Source organism: Pseudomonas poae (assembly GCF_001439785.1).
GTDB lineage: Bacteria > Pseudomonadota > Gammaproteobacteria > Pseudomonadales > Pseudomonadaceae > Aquipseudomonas > Aquipseudomonas poae.
Window position 1 is genome coordinate 127,103 of record NZ_JYLI01000001.1, and the last position, 18,014, is coordinate 145,116.

An 18,014-nucleotide genomic window follows, 5' to 3' on the forward strand; every position below is an offset into this window, starting at 1 on the left:
TCTCCAAGCATTTGAAATGGATCGCACAACCATGAACAACATCGAAGACATCTACTCCCTGTCGCCGACCCAGCACGGTTTGCTGTTTCACAGCGTGGTCGAGCCCGATTCGCGGGTGTACTACCAGCAACTGAGCCTGGAGATGAACGGCCCGCTGCAACTGCCAGCGTTTCGCGCCGCCTGGCAGGCCCTGATGCAACGCCACGCGGTATTGCGCAGCGCGTTTCTGTGGGAAGACCTCGACGATGCTTATCAAGTGGTGCAGTCCGAACTGAACCTGCCCTTGAGCGAACTCGACTGGCAGGGCCACAGCGACAGCGACACCGCGCTGCAGCAACTGGCCCTCGACCAACGCGCCGAACCGCTGGAACTGAACGACGCGCCGCTGATGCGCGTGGCCCTGGTGCGCCTCGAACCGCAGCGCTGGCACCTGATCTGGACCTTTCATCACATCATCATGGACGGCTGGAGCGTGGGCATCGCGATCCAGGAATGGCTGGCGCTCTACTACGAGCACGCCCATGGTCGTCCGGCCAATCTGCCGCCGACGCGCGCCTACCGCGACTACATTGCCTGGCTGGCCGAGCAGGACATGGCCGCCACCGAAAGTTTCTGGCGCGGGCAGTTGCAGGATGTCAGCGAACCCACCCCGCTGCCCGACTTCGGCCTGCGCCTGACAGCGCCTGCCGACGCACCCTGCGCCGAACGCGAACACCGCCTGAGCATCGAGGAAACCGAACAACTGGCGCAGTTCGCCCGTCGCCATCACCTGACCCTCAACACCCTGATCCAGGGCGCCTGGGCGCTGCTGCTGGGCCAACACGCCGGGCGCGATGACGTGATCTACGGTGTCACCGTGGCCGGTCGCCCGGAAAACCTGGCTGCCATCGACAGCACCGTCGGCCTGTTCATCAACACCCTGCCCCTGCGCGTGCAGTGGTCCGAAGGGCCGGCGCTGGTGGACTGGCTGCAACAGTTGCAGCAAGCCAACAGCGACCTGCGCCACCACGCGTATCTGCCGCTGGGCAAGCTCAAGTCGATGAGCAGCATCGCGGCCGAGCAGGCGCTGTTCGACTCGATCCTGGTGTTCGAAAACTTCCCGGTCACCGATGCGCTCAACCAGGACGCCGGCGGCCTGAGCTTCGCCGACCCGAACCGCGAGCACTCAAGCGATGGCCTGACCCTGACCCAGGGGCGCAACCATTTCCCGTTGTCGCTGATCGTGGTGCCGGGCGAGCAGCTGCATTACCTGTTCAGCTACAACCGCAGCCGTTTCAGCGACGAGGAAATCGCCCTGCTGTCGGCGCAATTGCGCACGGTGCTGCTGGCCATGGCCGCGCAGCCGCAGTGCCGGATTGCGGATCTCGACTGGCTGGGCGCGCAGGAGCGCGAGCAGTTGCAAGCACTCGGTCGCGGTGCGGCGCTCGCGGTGCCGCACCTGGGCCTGCATCAGCGCTTTGAGCAACAGGTCGCCGCTGCACCGGAGCAATCGGCGCTGCGCGACCGCGACGGTGTACTGAGTTACGGCGAACTCGACCAGCGCGCCAATCGCCTCAGCCAGCACCTGTGTGCCCAGGGCATCGGCCGGCACAGCCAGGTGGCGCTGGGCCTGGAGCGCAGTGCCGATTTTGTGATCGCCCTGCTCGCCACCCTCAAGGCCGGCGCCGCCTACCTGCCGCTGGACCTCAAACAACCCGTCGGACGCCTGGCCGACGTGCTGCAGGACAGCCGCGCCGCGCTGTTGATCGGCGCCACGGCGACGCCCCTGCTGACACGCCTGGGTGAATACACGCCGTTGCTGTGCCTGGACGCCCAGGCCGCAGCGATTGCCGCCCGGCCCGCCACCGCGCCGGTGGTCGAACACAGCCTGGATGACGCGGCCTACGTGATCTACACCTCCGGCTCCACCGGCACGCCGAAGGGCGTGGTGGTCGAACACCGCGCCATCGTCGATTACCTGAGCGCGGTGCACAGCGTGCTGCAGCCGCCCGCCGCCGCGCGTTATGGCCTGTTGTCGAGCATCGCCGCTGATTTGGGCCACACCCAGCTGTTCGGCGCGCTGTGCAGCGGCGCCAGCCTGTTGCTGGTGGATGACGAGAGCGCCTTCAGCCCGCTGGCCCTGGCGCAGTTGTTCAGCGAGTTCCCGGTGGACGTGCTGAAAATCACCCCGAGCCACCTCAGCGGCCTGTTGCAGGCCCTGCCGGATGCGCGGTTACTGCCCACGGCCCTGCTGGTGTTTGGCGGCGACGCCCTGAGCCCGGCGCTGCTGGCTCAGGTAAACACGCTGGCGCCCGGCCTGCGGGTGTTCAACCACTATGGGCCGAGCGAGGCGACGGTGGGCGCGATTGCCACCGAACTCACAGCGGGCCAGCCCCGCATTGCCCTTGGCCGGCCGCTGCCGAACCGCCAACTGCGCGTAGTCGACGCCCAGGATCGCGACGTGGCCACCGGCATCAGCGGCGAGCTGCTGATCAGCGGCGCTCTGGCCCGTGGCTACCTGCACCGCGACGACCTGACGGCGGAACGCTTCCAGTTGGATGAGCGGCAACAGCGCTGGTACCGCACGGGTGACCGCGTGCGCTGGCTGGTGGACGGGCAACTGGCGTTCCTCGGCCGCGTCGACAGCCAGGTGAAGATTCGTGGTAATCGCCTGGAATTGGGCGAAGTTGAAGCGCAGATCCGCCGCCTGTCGCCGCTGATCGAACAGGTGGTGGTGCGCGCACTCGAGCTGGAGGGCAGCCTGCGTCTGGTCGCCTATCTGGTGGCCAGTCAGTCACTGTCGGCGCTCAAGCTGCGCAACGACCTGGGCAGCCGCGTGCCGGACTACATGGTGCCGGCGCACTTCATCACCCTGGATGAACTGCCCCTGACCCGCAACGGCAAGGTCGATGTGCAACACCTGCCGTTGCCCCACGCCACCCGCGACGACAGCGCCGATTATGTGGCCCCGCGCAACGACGTCGAACGCCTGCTGGCGGCGATCTGGCAGGACGTGCTCAAGCGCGAACAGGTTGGCGTCAACGACAATTTCTTCGCCATCGGTGGCGATTCGATTCTGAACCTGCAAATCATCGCGCGGGCCAACCAGCAAGGGCTCAAGCTCACCCCACGGCAACTGTTCGAGAACCGCACCGTCGCCGATATCGCCCGCGTGCTCGGCGCCGATGCGAGCCAGGCGGTGGCGCAGCAGCAAGCCGAAGGTTATGGGTTGCCGCTTGGTGCCGGCCAGCGCGCGCGTCTGGAACAAGGCCCGCTGACCGCCACCTGGCGTTGCGTGGCCCTCGCGCAGCCGCTGGACAGCGGGTTGCTCGGCCAGGCCCTTGCCGCCTTGCAGCACCATCATCAGGCCCTGCGCCTGGGGTTCGACGCGGACTGGCAACAGCGCGTGCTGGCCGCGCCCAAGGCGGCCGCGATCAGCAGCGGCGAATACATGCCACACCAATTGCAGGCCCTGGCCCAGGCCGCTGTCGACGAGCTGGACCTGCACGCCGGGCAAACGCTGCACGCCAGCCTGCTGGGCGACGGGCACCTGCTGCTGGCCGCGCATTCGCTGTGCGTGGACGACGCCTCGTGGCCGTTGCTGCTCACCGACCTCAACCTGGCGCTGAGCCAGTTGCGCCTGCAACGGCCGGTGCGGCTGTCCTATCACGGCGGCAACTTCACCCCCTGGGCGCGCCATCAGCAAGACCACGCCCACAGCGATGCCCTCGATGATGCGTGGGAACACTGGCTGCAATTTGCCGCGATGGACACGCTGCAACTGCCCGCCAGCGGGCAACCGAGCCAGGTAGTCGAGCACAGCCTGAGCGACGAGACTTCCGGCGCCTTGAAACGCCTGACCGAAGTGCTGCACCTGGACTGGAACAGCCTGCTGGCCACCGCTGTGGCCGAACAGTGCGGCCACGGCCTGCTGGCGCTGGACCTGTACGCCGCACGCCCGGCCGCCGAGCGCTTGCCGGTGCAGTCGCCCATCGCCCTCGCCGACCTGGAGCCGCAACGCATCATCGGCGCGCTGGACCTGCCGGTGCCGGTGTTCCTGCACACCGACGCCGGCACCGCGCTGCAACGCCTGCACGCCGTGGCCGCGCAACTGCGTGCCTACCCGCAACACGGCGCCGACTATGGCGTGCTGCGCTACCTGTCGGACAACACCTACCTGCAGGAACCGTTGCTCGACTTGCCCAAGGCCGACATCGCGATCCACTGGCGCGGCGACCTCGACAGCCACCGCGAACCCCATGGCGCCCTGGCGCAGGTCACCGCCGCCGACCTGCCCGTTGCCACGGCCCATGCCTTGCACATCCAGGCCCACTGGCAGGACGGCCAACTGCACCTGCGCTGCGAAGGCCCGCTGGCCGCCGACTGGACACTGCAACTGGCCGAGCGCCTGGCAAGCCTGGCGGCGTTGGCGGCCGCGCCGGATCTGCGCCCCGACAGCGCCGCCTTCCCGCTGTGCCACAGGCAAGCCGCGACCCTCGCCGCCGAGCCGCTGGACTGGTCGAACCTGGAAGACGTGTACCCGTTGTCGTCGATGCAACAGGGCATGCTGCTGCACACCCTGCTGCAACCCCACAGCGGCATTTATCTGATGCAGCAGCGCTACAGCTGGGACGGCGTGCTGCAACGCCCGGCGATGGAAATGGCCTGGCAGGTGTTTCTCGACCGCCACCCAATGATGCGCACCGCGTTCCGCTGGCAGGACGACCACGAGCCGCTGCAATGCGTGTACCGCCACACCGCGCCGGCATTCGACTGGCAGGACCTGCGTCATCTGGATGACGCGCAGCAACGCAAAGCCATGGACCAGGCGCTGGAAGCCCAGCGCGTGCAAGGTTTCGACATGGCGGTTGCGCCGCTGACCCACCTGCGCGTGTTCCAGCTCGCTGAACGCCGATTCGCCGTCGTGCGCAGCTTCCACCATATCCTCACCGATGCCTGGTGCTTCGGCCTGCTGATGGAGGACCTGCTGGCGATCTATCAGGCGGTTGTGCATCAGGAACCGGTGGCGCGCCCGCGTTTTCGTTCGTTCCGTGGCTATATGAGCTGGCTGGAACGCCAGGACATGGCCGCTGCCCACGCCTTCTGGCAAGCGGACCTGGCCGGTTTCAGCGAGCCGACGCCGTTGCATCTGGACGGTGCCCCCGCCCGCGCGGAGCAGGCGCCGGAGGCGGTCGGCGACCTCGACCAGACCCTGAGCATCAGCCAGACCCAACGCTTGCAGCAGCTCTGCCAACACTACCAGTTGACGCCCAACACCTGGATCCAGGGCGCCTGGGCCTTACTGTTGTCGCGCTACAGCGGCAATCGCGACGTGCTGTTCGGCGTCACCGTGGCCGGTCGCCCGACCGAGCTTGCCGGGGTCGAGGAAATGGTTGGCCTGTTTATCAACAGCCTGCCGCTGCGCCTCGACGTCGACCCCGAAGCACCGGTTGCCGGCTGGTTGCAGGCGTTGCTGTCGCACAATGCGCGACTGCGCGAACACGAAAGTGCCTCGCTGGTGGATATCCAGCGCAGCAGCGGCGTACCGCGCGGGCAACAACTGTTCGACAGCCTGGTGGTGTTCGAAAACGCGCCGTTGGACATCAGCAGCGTGCAACTGGACGCCTTCAGCATCGACATCTATGAAGACCGCGTACACACCAACTTCCCGATGACCGTGGTGCTGTACCCCGGCGACCGCCTGGGCATTCGCCTGTCCTATGACAGCCAGCGGTTCAGCGCCGACAGCGTGCAGCGCATGCTCGGGCATCTTGTGCAATTGCTGTCGAGCATGCTTGAGGCTCCCGAGGCAACGCTGGGCAGCCTGCACATGCTGGCGCCCGCCGAGCGTCAGCAGTTGCAGGTGGAATGGAACCGCAGCGCGGTGGATTTCCCGCTGACCCAGGGTTACGCCGCGCTGTTCGCCGAGCAGGTACGTCGCCGACCGCAGCAGATCGCCGCCGTGCACCTGCAGGATTCCCTGACCTACGCCGAACTGGACCGCCGCGCCAACGCCGTCGCCCATGCCCTGCACAGCGCGGGTGCCGGCCCGGAGACCCTTGTGGCACTGTTTGCCGAGCGCGGCCTGACCTTGCTGACCCTGATGCTGGGCACGCTCAAGGCCGGTGCCGCGTTCCAGGCGCTGGATATCCAGCAGCCGGCCGCACGCCTGGCCGAGCTGCTGAACCTGGGTGAAGCGCCGCTGTTGCTGGTGTGCGACAGCGCCAGCGGTGTGCTGGAGGGCGTACTGCCGCAGTTGCTCAAGCAGCCGACCTGCCTGGTCGCGCAGGCACTGTGGCAAGGCGAGGCCCGCCCCGCCGTGACCTACACGCACAACTCCGAGCAGTTGGCCTATGTGATTTTCACCTCCGGTTCCACCGGTACGCCCAAGGGCGTGATGGTGGAACAGCGCGGCATGCTCAATAACATCTTCGGCAAGGTACCGGCCCTGGGCCTGGGCGAACACGACCGCATCGCCCAGACCGCCTCCGCCGCCTTCGATATTTGCGTGTGGCAGTTCCTCGCCGCGCCGCTGGTGGGTGCCACCGTGCATATCCTGCCGGACGCCGAGGCCCATGACCCGCTGGCCTTGCTCGAGGCGGTGCAAACGCAGCAACTGACCCTGCTGGAAACCGTGCCCGCGCTGATTCGCGGCCTGTTGCAGGAGGCCCGCGACGAGCACCGTTTGCCCACCCTGCGCTGGCTTCTGCCCACCGGCGAGGCGTTGCCGCCAGCGTTGGCCAGAGACTGGTTTGCACGCTTCCCGACCATCCCGTTGATGAACGCTTACGGCCCTGCCGAGTGTTCGGATGACGTGGCGTTCTACCCGATCACCCAGGCACCGGACGCTGACTGCCTGCACATGCCGATTGGCCGGCCGACCGCGAACAACCAGGTGTTTGTGCTCGACAGCGCGCTGCGCAGCGTGCCCATCGGCGTGCCGGGCGAACTGTGCATCGGTGGCGTCGGCGTGGGCCGTGGCTACCTGCGCGACCCGCAGCGCACCCGCGAAGCCTTCGTCGATCATCCGTTCGAGCCAGGCGCGCGCCTGTACCGCAGCGGCGATATCGGCCGCCTGCGCGCCGATGGCGTGATCGAATACCTGGGACGACGCGATCAGCAGGTGAAAATTCGTGGCCATCGCATCGAACTGGGCGAGATCGAAAACCGCCTGATGCAGCACCCTGCCGTGCAGAGCGCCGCAGTGCTGGCCCTGCCGGATGCCCGTGGCGCCCTGCAACTGGTGGCGTTCCCTGTGCTCGACAGCGCCTTCGACGGCGATGCGCAGTCGGTGCTGAGCGCCCATTTGGCCACGCAACTGGCCAGCTACATGGTGCCGGCGCGCTGGGTGGCACTGGCGCAGTTGCCGTTGAATGCCAATGGCAAGGTCGACCGCCGGGCTCTCGCCGCGCTGGATATGCCCCAGGCCGCAGCGGCCGACGGCGTGTCGATTGCCCCGCGCACGCCGACGGAGAAAGTCCTGGCCGAGTTGTGGCAGGCGATTCTCGGCGTGCCCAGTGTCAGCGTGCACGATGACTTCTTCGCCATTGGCGGCCACTCGCTGCTGGCCACGCAAATGCTCTCGCGCATTCGCCGACGCTTGAACGTCAGCCTGCCGCTGCGCGTGCTGTTCGAAGGCGGCACCCTGGAGCAACTGGCGCAGGTGGTGGATCAACAGGCCCAAGTGGCCGACGAGGACGAGATCGTGCCGGTGCCCCGAAACCGCACGCTGGCGTTGTCCTACGCCCAGCAACGGCTGTGGTTCCTCGACCGTTTCGAAGGGCCGAACGCGGCCTACAACATGTCCAGCGTGGTGCGCCTGCGTGGCGCGCTGGATATCGCCGCCCTGCAGCAGGCGTTGCAGCACGTGTTGCAACGGCACGAGTCGCTGCGCACCAGCTTTCATCTGGACGGCGAGCAGCCGTGCCAGGTGATTCATCCGGCGCCGACGCTCGACCTCACGCCGCTCACGGTGCAGGCGGATGCCCTGCAAACCGTGATCGATCAACAGTCCGCCCAGCCGTTTGATCTGCAACAGCCGCCGATGCTGCGCGCGCAGTTGCTGCACCTGGGCGCGGATGACCATGTGCTGCAACTGGTGCTGCACCATATCGCCACGGACGCCTGGTCCATGGGCATCCTGATTCAGGAGTTGATCACCGGTTACCAGGCCTATACCGGCGGCACCACCCCGGTACTCGCCGCGCTGCCTATCCAGTACGCCGATTACGCGCAGTGGCAACGCAGCGAAGCGCAACAACGCCACTTGGCGCGTGCCATCGACTATTGGCGGCGCCAGCTCGACGGCGCGCCGATGCTGATCCCGTTGTCGCTGGATGCGCCGCGCCCGACGCAGCCGGACTATCAGGGCGCGTCATTGACCCAGCATTTCAACCCGGCCCAGACCCAGGTGCTCAAGGCGTATGCCCAGGCACACAAGGCGACGCTGTTCATGCTGTTGCTCAATGCGCTCAACAGCCTGCTGCAGCGGGCCACCGGGGCCCATGACTTTATCGTCGGCACCGACCTGGCCAACCGCGAGCAGACGGCGCTGGAAAACCTGATCGGCTTCTTCGTCAACGTGCTGCCGATTCGTGCACGGCTTGATGCCAACGACACCTTCGACAGCCGCCTGCAACGCCTGCGCGAGGACTGCCTGGCCGCGTTCCAGCACCAGCAGGTGCCGTTCGACAAACTGGTGGAGACGTTGCAACCGCCGCGTATTGCGGGAGTGAACCCGCTGGTGCAGGTATTGTTCGTGATGCAGAACACGCCGCAGGGCACCGCCAGCCTGGCGGACCTGGCGGTGGAACACCTGGAACCGCAACAGCAGACCAGCAAGTTCGACCTTGCCGTGTTTGTCGAGGAAGACGACAGCGGCCTGCAGGTGCGCTGGGTGTATCGCACCAGCGTGCTGCAGGCGCAGACCGTTGAACGCCTGGAGCAAGGCTTTGCGCAACTGCTCGACAGCCTGACGTTGCAGGACTGGACCTGGCGCCTGAACGCGGATGCCCCGGCGGCCATCGATGAGACGCAGGCGCGCAGCGAGCGCAAGCAGTCGAAAATGAGCAAGCTGAAGAACACCCGCGCCACCGCCGTCAGCCAACTGGCCCACGAACAGGTGCGCACCCGCACCCTGGGCGAGGCGCAACCGTTGCCGCTGGTGATCGAACCCTTGCTGGCAGACCTCGACCCGGTGCACTGGGCGGTGCAGGCGCGCGAGTGGATCAATGCGCAGCTGCGCACCCACGGCGGCCTGCTGTTTCGTGGGTTCAACCTGCCGGATGCCGCCGCTTTCGAGCAGTTCGCCCAGGCCATCGAGCCGGACCTGTATGGCACCTACGGCGACCTGCCGAAGAACACCTCCGGCAAGAATATCTACCACTCCACGCCATACCCGGAACAGCACATGATCCTGTTCCACAACGAGAGCTCGCACATGCCGCAATGGCCGCGCAAGCAGTGGTTCTTCTGCGAGATCCCGGCGCCACGGGGCGGCTGCACGCCGATTGTCGACTGCCGCCAGGTGCTGGCGCAGTTGCCGCCGGACATCGTCGCGCGGTTCAAGGCCCTGGGCCTTTTGTATGTGCGGCACTTCACCGACAAGCTGGACGTGCGCTGGCAGGACTTCTTCAAGACCGAGCAGCGTGAAGAGGTGGAGCGTCAGTGCCGACAGTCGGGCATGCAGTGGGAGTGGCTGGGCGCAGACAACCTGAAGATCGCCCAGCAGTGCCCGGCGATTGTGGCGCACCCGGACACCGGCGAGGCCTCGTTTTTCAACCAGGTGCAGTTGCACCATAGCGCCTGCCTGGAGCCGGAGGTGCGCAGCAACCTGATCAACCTGTTCGGCGCCGGCAACTTGCCGCGCAACGTGTATTACGGCGACGGCAGCGTGATCGAAGACGCGGTAATGGAGGTGATCGGCGCCGCCTACGAGGCCTGCGCGGTGCGCTTTGCCTGGCACAAGGGCGACATGGTGATGCTCGACAATATGCTGGTGGCCCATGCCCGCGACCCGTTTGAAGGCGAGCGCAAAATCTGCGTGGCCATGGGGCAGATGATGAACCGCGAACAACTGAGGGAACAGCCATGAGCAACCACGAGGCAGCGTTCGCCCTGTCGCCACAGCAACGCAGCCAATGGCTGGCAAACGCGCCGGCGGCCCGCCTGGTGCTGCAAGTGCATGGCGCCACCGCGCTGGCGCAGCTGCGTGTACGGCTGGCGGCGCTGGCGCAGGTGCATGACGCACTGCGCCTGCACACCCGGCCTGAGCCGGGCATGCAGGTGCCGTTGCAACGCGTCGGCGCCGACAGCGTGGTGAGCATCGATGTGCAGGCGCTGGACGCCGAGGTGCAACGGGTGACCGTGCAGTTGCCCGCGCTGGCGGCCGACCGTGGCACGCTGCTGCGCCTGGTGCAGGCGCTGGGTGCGGCGCAACCGCCGCAGGCTGACGCCGAAGCAATGACCTACACCCAATACAGCGCCTGGATCCACGACCTGCAGGCCGATGAGGATGCAGCGCAGGGACGCCAGTACTGGGCCGACCTGGCCGTGGGTCAACAGGCCGGCACCGAACTGTTGTACCGCGAAGCACGCAACGACAGGGCCGACACGCCGTTGACCACCTGCGTGAAGCTTGATCCCATGTTGAGCGCTGCGTTGCAGGCCCACGCCGCACCGGCCGAACACCTGCTGATGGCCGCCTGGGGCGTGCTATTGCAGCGGTTGAGCGCCACGGACAGTCCGGCCCTCACCCTCAATTGGGTGCATGACTGCCGTGACGACTATGAAGAGCTGGGCGATTGCTGGGGATTGTTCGCCAAGGCGCTGCCGCTGCCGTGGCAAGCGGCGCTGGAGCGTCCGTTCGGCGAGGCCCTGGCAACGCTGCAAACACAGTGTGAGGACGTGGGCGAATGGCAGGAATACTCGCCGGCCGATGCCTCATCGCCTTATGGCTTTCAGTGGAGTCCTGCGCTTGATGCTGGCGCCAGCCCGTTCAAGGTGCTGGAAGTGGCGGCCATCCCGGCCGGCATGGAGCTGCTGCTGATCGCCGAAGATCACCGCCTGACGCTCTGCCATCAGGCCAGTCGTTACAGCACCTTGGCCGCTGAAACCCTGCTGGAACAACTGCAATCGCTGCTGCGGGACGCCCTCGCCCACCCCGCCAGGCCGCTGGCTGAACTGTCGCTGGCGGCGCCGGGTTTTGCGGCGACACTCGCGGCCCGCCATCAGGGCGTCACGCCGCCGTTCGCCAGTGTGCCGGCGCGCTTCAACGCCTGCGCCCCGGGTTTTGCCGAACACCTGGCCCTGCGCGATTCAAACCAGCACCTGAGCTACGCCGAACTGCATGCGCGCAGTAATCAACTGGCGCATTACCTGCGCGGCCAGGGCATCGGTCGTGAGGACCGCGTGGCGCTGTACCTGGACCGCCCGGCGCCGATGGTGCTCGCCATGCTTGCCGTGCTCAAGAGCGGCGCGGCCTTTGTGCCGCTGGACGTGCACCAGCCTGCGCAACGCTCCCTGGCGATCCTGCAACAGGCGCAGCCGCGCTTTGTGCTGACCGGGGCCGCTGGCGGCGCGCCGCTGCTGGCGTCGATGGGCAGCCTCGATCTGCGCGACACCGCCCTGTGGCAACAGGCGCCCATGACCGACCTGGGCGATGACGTGCTGCCCTCGGATGCGGCCTATGTGCTGTTCACCTCGGGCAGTACCGGCGTACCCAAGGGCGTGATCGTCGAACACGCGCAACTGGCCAGCTATGTGTCCAGCGTGTCCACGCGCCTGCAGCTGCAAGCCGGTGAGCGCAGCGCCGTGGTCACCTCCCTGGCCGCCGACCTGGGTTACACCCTGCTGTTTCCCGCCTTGCTCAGCGGCGGCGAACTGCACCTGCTGGACAAGACCACCGCGATGGACGCCCAGGCCTGGGCCGCCTGGCAGGCGCACTACCCGGTCGACCATCTGAAAATCGTGCCGTCGCTGCTCGATGCCTGGCTGATGCACGCGCAAAGCGCCGCCGTGCTGCCACGCAGGCAATTGATCCTTGGCGGCGAGAGCTGTTCGCAGCGCCTGCTGCAGTCGATCCGCCAGTTCGCCCCGGGGCTGACGCTGTTCAATCACTACGGGCCGACGGAAACCACCGTGGGCGTTGCCATGCACAGGCTCGACCCGGCCTGTGACTACCGGCGTCTGCCCCTGGATGATCGGCTCGACGGCATGCGTCTGTACCTGCTGGATGAACAGCAGCGGCTGGCGACGCCGGGGCAGCATGCCGAGCTGTATATCGCCGGGCCGCAACTGGCGCGCGGCTACCTGGACACGCCACACACCGCCGAACGTTTTATCGAGCGCGACGGCGAGCGGCTGTACCGCACCGGTGACCGTGCTCGCTATCGCCACGACGCCAGCCTGGACATCACCGGCCGGAGCGATCGCCAGGTCAAGGTGCGCGGCTTTCGCATCGAGCTTGACGAGATCCAGGCGCAGCTCGCCGGCCTGCCGGGCGTGGCCCAGGCGGCGGTGGAGTGCCTGCCCAAGGGTGAACTGGGCCAGCAACTGTTTGCCTTCGTGACCCTGGCGCCCGGACAGTCTATGAGCGTGGCGCAACTGCACGGTCAGGCCCAGGATCGCCTGCCGGATTACATGCTGCCGGGCCTGCGCATCGTCGAGGCATTGCCGCTGATGGGCAACGGCAAGCTCGACCGCAAGACCCTGCAACAATGGGCTGACCAGGTGCAGGGCGGCGTCGGTGGCGCGTTGCCGCGCACACCGCTGGAGGCGCTGCTGGCCCAGACCTGGGCGCAGGTGCTGGGCCTGGAACGGGTGGGCATCGAGGATGATTTCTTTGCCCTGGGCGGGCATTCGCTGGCGGCGGTGAGCCTGGCCAGCCGCCTGCAGACCGTGCTGGCGGCGCCGGTCACGGTGAACGCAGTATTCAATGCGCCGAGCGTGGCGGCCTTTGCTGCGCTGGTGCAGGCCGAATTCAAGCTGTCGCCACTGGTGCGGCTGTCGGCGCCGGGCGCAGGGGCGAATCTGTTCTGCTTTCACCCTTCCACCGGGCATGTGCAGGATTACCGCCCACTGCTGCCCCATCTGCCGCACTGGCAACTGTGGGGGTTGCAAAAACTGGGTGATGACGACACGGTGGGCGACGGCGATATCGACGGGCTCGCGGCGCGCTATGTCGAGCACCTGCGTGCTCAACAGCCGCACGGCCCTTATCACTTGCTGGGCTTTTCCCTCGGTGGTCTGCTGGCGATCACCGCTGCGGCGCAGTTGGAGCGCTGCGGTGAACAGGTGACGTTTCTCGGCATCCTCGACTCGCAATACGCGCGCAGCGCCGACGAAGACAGCGTCGAGACCTTGCTGGCCGACGCCGCGCAGGCGCTCACGGCAAACAGTCAGGCGGTGCTGCGCGGTTTACCGGCGCAGGCGATGGCCGAGTTGACCGCGCAACTGGCTGCCCTGCCCGCCGCGCAGCGCTTGCCTGCCCTGGCGCAATGGGCGCAGCAGCAAGGCCTGCAGCTCGATGGCGACAGCTGGGAACACCTGCACACGCGGCTTGGCCATCAGCAGCAGACCCGGCAGTTGCTCGCCAGCTTCCAGCCGCCACGGCTGAGCTGCCCGGTGCAGGTATGGTGGGCGGACGCCACGCTGGACGAGGCGGATTTTGCCGACCCGCAGTGGCAACAGTTGAGCAGCGGTGCTTACACCTGTGAGGTGGTGCAAGCGCAGCACTTGAACATCCTTGCGCAACCCTCGGTGCATCAACAGCTGGCGGCCGGCCTTGCGGCCCTGGCGACAGACGGAGCAGTTTGAATGGATTTGCTGATACTCATGGCCAAGCGCTCGTGGCGCGCCCTGCTGGTGGCGACACTCACCGGGTTGGCCTGTGGGCTCGCGGCGGCCGGGTTGATCGCGATGATCAACCACAGCCTCACGGTGTTCGACCAACTGCGCCCGATTGACGGCCTGTACTTCGGCGCGCTGGTGCTGCTGGTGGCGGTGTCACGGATCATTTCCGACATCAGCCTGCTGCGCCTGGGCCAGGCGGCGGTCAACGATATGCGCCTGCACCTGAGCGCCAAACTGATCGACACGCCCTACGCGCAATTGCAGCGCCTGGGCAAGCACCGACTGCTGGCGGTGTTGACCGACGACACGCAAACCATCAGCCAGGCGGTGGAGCTGGTGCCGGTGCTGCTGGTCAACGGCGGGATCATCCTCGCCTGCCTCGGTTACCTGGGTTGGCTGAGCCTGCCGTTGCTGGGCCTCACGGTGTTGCTGATCGTGCTCGGCAGCCTGAGTTTCAACTGGCCGCAGCGCAAGGCACTGACGTCGATCGCGCGCGCGCGCGAACTCAAGGATCAGTTGTTCGACCACTATCGCCTGCTCACCGACGGCAGCAAGGAGCTGCAACTGAACCACCCGCGCCGCCAGCACTTTTTCAGCAGGCTGCTGCTGCCGACCAGTCAGCAATACCGACGGGACTTCGTGCGTGGCATGAGCATTTACGCGGTGGTGCTCAACTGGGGCAACGCGGTGTTTTATCTGCTGATCGGCGTGGTGCTGTTCGTGGCGCCGCGCTTTATCGACCTCAGCGTGAGCCTGGTGACGGGCTATATCCTCGCGATCCTGTACATGATCACGCCGCTCTCGGAACTGATGCACGCGGTGCCGACCCTGGGCCGCGCCAGCGTCGCGCTGAACAAGATCCGCGCGCTGGAAGGCCAGATGCACAGCGCCGACGAGACCCTGGAAACCTTCGCGCCGACGCAGGTACGCAGCCTGGTGTGCCGTGACGTCACCCACACCTACTACCGCGAGCGCGAGGACGGGCATTTCACCCTGGGGCCGATCAGCGTCACCTTGAAAGCCGGTGAAGTGGTGTTCATCGCCGGCGGCAATGGCAGCGGCAAGACCACCCTGGCGCTGCTGCTGACCGGCCTGTATCGCCCGGAGGGCGGTGACGTGATGCTTGACGAGCAAGTGTCTTCCAGCGCTGACAACCACCATTTCCGCCAGCACTTCTCGGCGATCTTCACCGACTTCTGCCTGTTCGAAAACCTGTTCGACGGCGACAACCCGAAGCTGGTGCAGCAGGCGCAGGACTACCTGGTGCACCTGCAACTGGATCACAAGGTGCAGATCGAACAGGGCCGCCTGACCACGCTGGCGCTGTCCACCGGGCAACGCAAACGCCTGGCGTTGCTCAGTGCCTACCTGGATGACCGGCCGTGCTACCTGTTCGATGAGTGGGCGGCGGATCAGGATCCGGTGTTCAAGCACTTTTTCTACACGCGGATCCTGGCCGACCTGCGCGCGCGCGGCAAACTGGTGATCGTGATTTCCCATGACGACGCGTATTTCGGCCTGGCCGACCGCCTGCTGCGTATCGAGCATGGGCGCCTGAGTGAGGCGCCGCTGGCAGCCGGCGTGGCGCTGGAAGCTCAGTCGTAGAGCGAGTGCAGGTAACTGACCTGCTCGGCCAGCGGCAGGCGGTGCAGTTTGGGGCAGGACTCGCAAAGTACCAGCGGTTCACCTTCCACCAGCGGGTGGAGCTGGTAGTGCAGGCAGCAATGCCGGCGCAGCGGCAGTTGCGGGCAAATCTCGGGGGCGGGCGACGCCACTTGGCGTTGCAGGCCGCGCAATTTCAGGCGGCCTTGGTTGACGGTGACCGGCTCCAGCCAGCGGTGCGCTTCGGCAAAGCCCGGGCGGGACAGATCCGGGTCGAGCCGCGCGAACGCACCGTCCCAGATCGCGACAAAATTGCCCCACAGAATCTTCGGCGCCAGCCCCCCGGCCAGCGCCAGGGTGGCGAACAAGGGCGCGAGGTGCTCGTGCACCCAGCGCGAAAAGTAGTCGGCCCGCTCGGCGGCGGCAAGGGCTGGCAAGGGCCCGGCAAAATGCAACGCCAGCGGCTGACCGGCGTCCAGGCGCAGCACACTGTCGTCGCGCCAGAAGTCGATGGCCTGATCGCGGGTGAGCACGCAGGCCAGGGTGGCCGGCACCACGATGCTCATGTAGTTCATCGACCACTGCGACACCACCGCCGCGTTGTTGACGCCCGGGTAGCGCAAGGCAAACTCGGCCAGCACCGGCCGCAACAGCGCCGGCTCGGCGACGCGGCTCAGTGCGAGAAAAGGCTGGTCGTTCGCATCAAGCTGGATGACCCGCTGGATTGGCGGCCAGGCCTGCTTGAGCCATTCTGGAAATTCGATACCGATGCTCCTGTGGCTTTCCCTTATGAATGCAAGCGATTAGCATTGGCGGATCCTATCCTCCCTCCCCTGCAAACTCAACGTCGCCAACGACCGGACATCTTCAGCCCTCATGCATACACTTCGCAATTTCTGGCGCCTGGCACGGCCCTTCTGGACCTCGGAACAGAAATACCCGGCCCTGTTGTTGCTGCTGGGCACGGTGCTGATGAACCTGTGCCTGGTGGGCGTCAATATTCTCAACAACTTCTGGAACCTGCATTTTTATAACGCACTGCAGGCCAAGGATTACCCGGGCTTCATGCTCGGTACGGGGCAGTTCATCCTGCTGCAGGTGGGCCTCGCCGTATTCACCGTGGGCGCGTTTCACTTCCAGCAGAAGCTGACCATCGTGTGGCGACGCTGGGCCACGCGCAACATGCTCGATCAATGGCTGGGCAGCCAGCGCTACCAGAAACTGAAAATGAGCGAAACCGAGGTCGACAACCCCGACCAGCGCATCGCCGAAGACATCGACCTGTTCATCATCAAGTCGCTCAAGCTCAGCCTGGGTCTGCTGACGGCGGTGGTGTCGCTGTTTTCGTTCCTCAATATCCTCTGGCAGGCCTCGGACCTGATCCGCATTCCGCTGGGCGATGGCGGCCTGGTGATCCCCGGGCTGTTGGTGTGGGTGGCGCTGGTGTATGCGCTGGCCGGCACCGGTTTCGCCTTCTGGCTCGGTCGCGCCCTGCCGCACCTGAATTTCATGCAACAACGGCGCGAGGCCGATTTTCGTTTTTCGTTGATGCGCCTGCGCGAAAACGCCGATTCGGTGGCGCAATACCGTGGCGAGGCGGTGGAAAACCAGCGCTTCAATCAGCGCCTGGAGGCCGCGCTGCAGAACTTCTGGGTGCTGGTGAAAAAGCAGAAGCTGATCATGGGTTATTCGACGTTCTACCTGCGCAGCGCCACGGTGATTCCGATGTTTATCATGGCGCCGCAGTTTTTTGCCGGGGTCTTCACCCTCGGCCGTCTGACCCAGATCAGTGCCGCCTTTGGCGAAGTGCATGCGGCCGTGGCTTACCTGGTGGGCGTGTTCCCGGAGTTGGCCGAATGGAAGTCGGTGATCGACCGGCTGCATGGGTTCCAGAAGCGTCTGGACAACGTCAAGGTCGATTCTGCTGTGGTGCTGACGCAACAGCGTGACGGCTTGCACGTGCGCAACCTGGACATCTGGCTGCCGGACGGCCGCCGCCTGTTCAGCGGCTTCAACCTTGCGCTAAAGCCTGGCGAGAGCCTGCTGATCCGCGCGCCGTCGGGGTATGGCAAGTCCACCCTGATTCGCGCCCTTACCGGGCTCTGGCACCATGCCTCGGGGTCGGTCGCCTATGACCGTGAGCGCGCCCTCACCCTTTCGCAAAAAAACTATCTGCCCCTGGGCAGCCTGCGCGAAACCCTCTGGTACCCCAACCCCGCGCCTGCCGGGCAGGACGCGGTGGTACAGCGGCTGCTGGACCAGCTTGGCCTGGCGCACCTGGGGGCGCAACTGGACGAGGAACGCGACTGGGCACAGACCCTGAGCATCGGCGAGCAACAGCGCTGCGCCTTTGTGCGTGCGCTGCTGGCGCGCCCGGCGGTGCTGTTTCTCGACGAGAGCAGCGCGGCGATGGACGCGGCCAACGAAGCGCGTTGCTACCAGTTGCTCAAGGACACGCTGCCACAGACCATCCTCGTCAGCGTTGGCCACAATGCCGCACTGGAGCGGTTTCATGGGCAGGTGCTGGAGCTGCGTGACGAGGTGGACTGGGTGCGCCGTGCGGTGAGGCAGCCGGTATAGAC

At 66.2% G+C, this 18,014-nt stretch carries 5 protein-coding genes; 4 read left to right on the forward strand and 1 reads right to left on the reverse strand.

Features of this window, described 5'->3' with window-relative positions:
• Window positions 1-31 precede the first annotated feature (31 nt).
• The 3 genes from TU75_RS00430 to TU75_RS00440 are packed head-to-tail and all read left to right on the forward strand — an operon-like array spanning window position 32 to window position 15,435.
• A complete protein-coding gene (locus tag TU75_RS00430; protein WP_060547895.1) occupies window positions 32-10,072 on the forward strand; it encodes a non-ribosomal peptide synthetase in 10,041 nt (3,346 codons plus the stop codon).
• Complete coding sequence (locus TU75_RS00435; protein WP_060547896.1) at window positions 10,069-13,794, forward strand: non-ribosomal peptide synthetase; 3,726 nt, start codon at window positions 10,069-10,071, stop codon at window positions 13,792-13,794. Before TU75_RS00430 ends, TU75_RS00435 begins: the two co-directional genes overlap by 4 nt.
• Window positions 13,795-15,435 carry a cyclic peptide export ABC transporter gene (locus TU75_RS00440; protein WP_060547897.1) on the forward strand — a complete coding sequence of 547 codons (1,641 nt, stop codon included), beginning with the start codon at window positions 13,795-13,797 and terminating at the stop codon, window positions 15,433-15,435.
• Here TU75_RS00440 and fhuF read toward each other — a convergent pair.
• Window positions 15,426-16,082 carry a siderophore-iron reductase FhuF gene (fhuF, locus tag TU75_RS00445; RefSeq protein WP_003230609.1) on the reverse strand — a complete coding sequence of 219 codons (657 nt, stop codon included), beginning with the start codon at window positions 16,080-16,082 and terminating at the stop codon, window positions 15,426-15,428. The two genes, TU75_RS00440 and fhuF, sit on opposite strands and share 10 nt — an antisense overlap.
• A gap of 226 nt (window positions 16,083-16,308) precedes the next feature.
• Here fhuF and TU75_RS00450 point away from each other — a divergent pair, with 226 nt between their 5' ends.
• Entirely contained in the window at window positions 16,309-18,012 is a 1,704-nt protein-coding gene (locus TU75_RS00450; RefSeq protein WP_060547898.1) for an ABC transporter ATP-binding protein/permease, read from the forward strand.
• Window positions 18,013-18,014: the final 2 nt, after the last annotated feature.

Coding starts and splice junctions, on each gene's coding strand:
- TU75_RS00430 (WP_060547895.1), top strand. CDS start 32: ATGAACAACATCGAAGACATCTACTCCCTGTCGCCGACCCAGCACGGT.
- TU75_RS00435 (WP_060547896.1), top strand. CDS start 10,069: ATGAGCAACCACGAGGCAGCGTTCGCCCTGTCGCCACAGCAACGCAGC.
- TU75_RS00440 (WP_060547897.1), top strand. CDS start 13,795: ATGGATTTGCTGATACTCATGGCCAAGCGCTCGTGGCGCGCCCTGCTG.
- TU75_RS00450 (WP_060547898.1), top strand. CDS start 16,309: ATGCATACACTTCGCAATTTCTGGCGCCTGGCACGGCCCTTCTGGACC.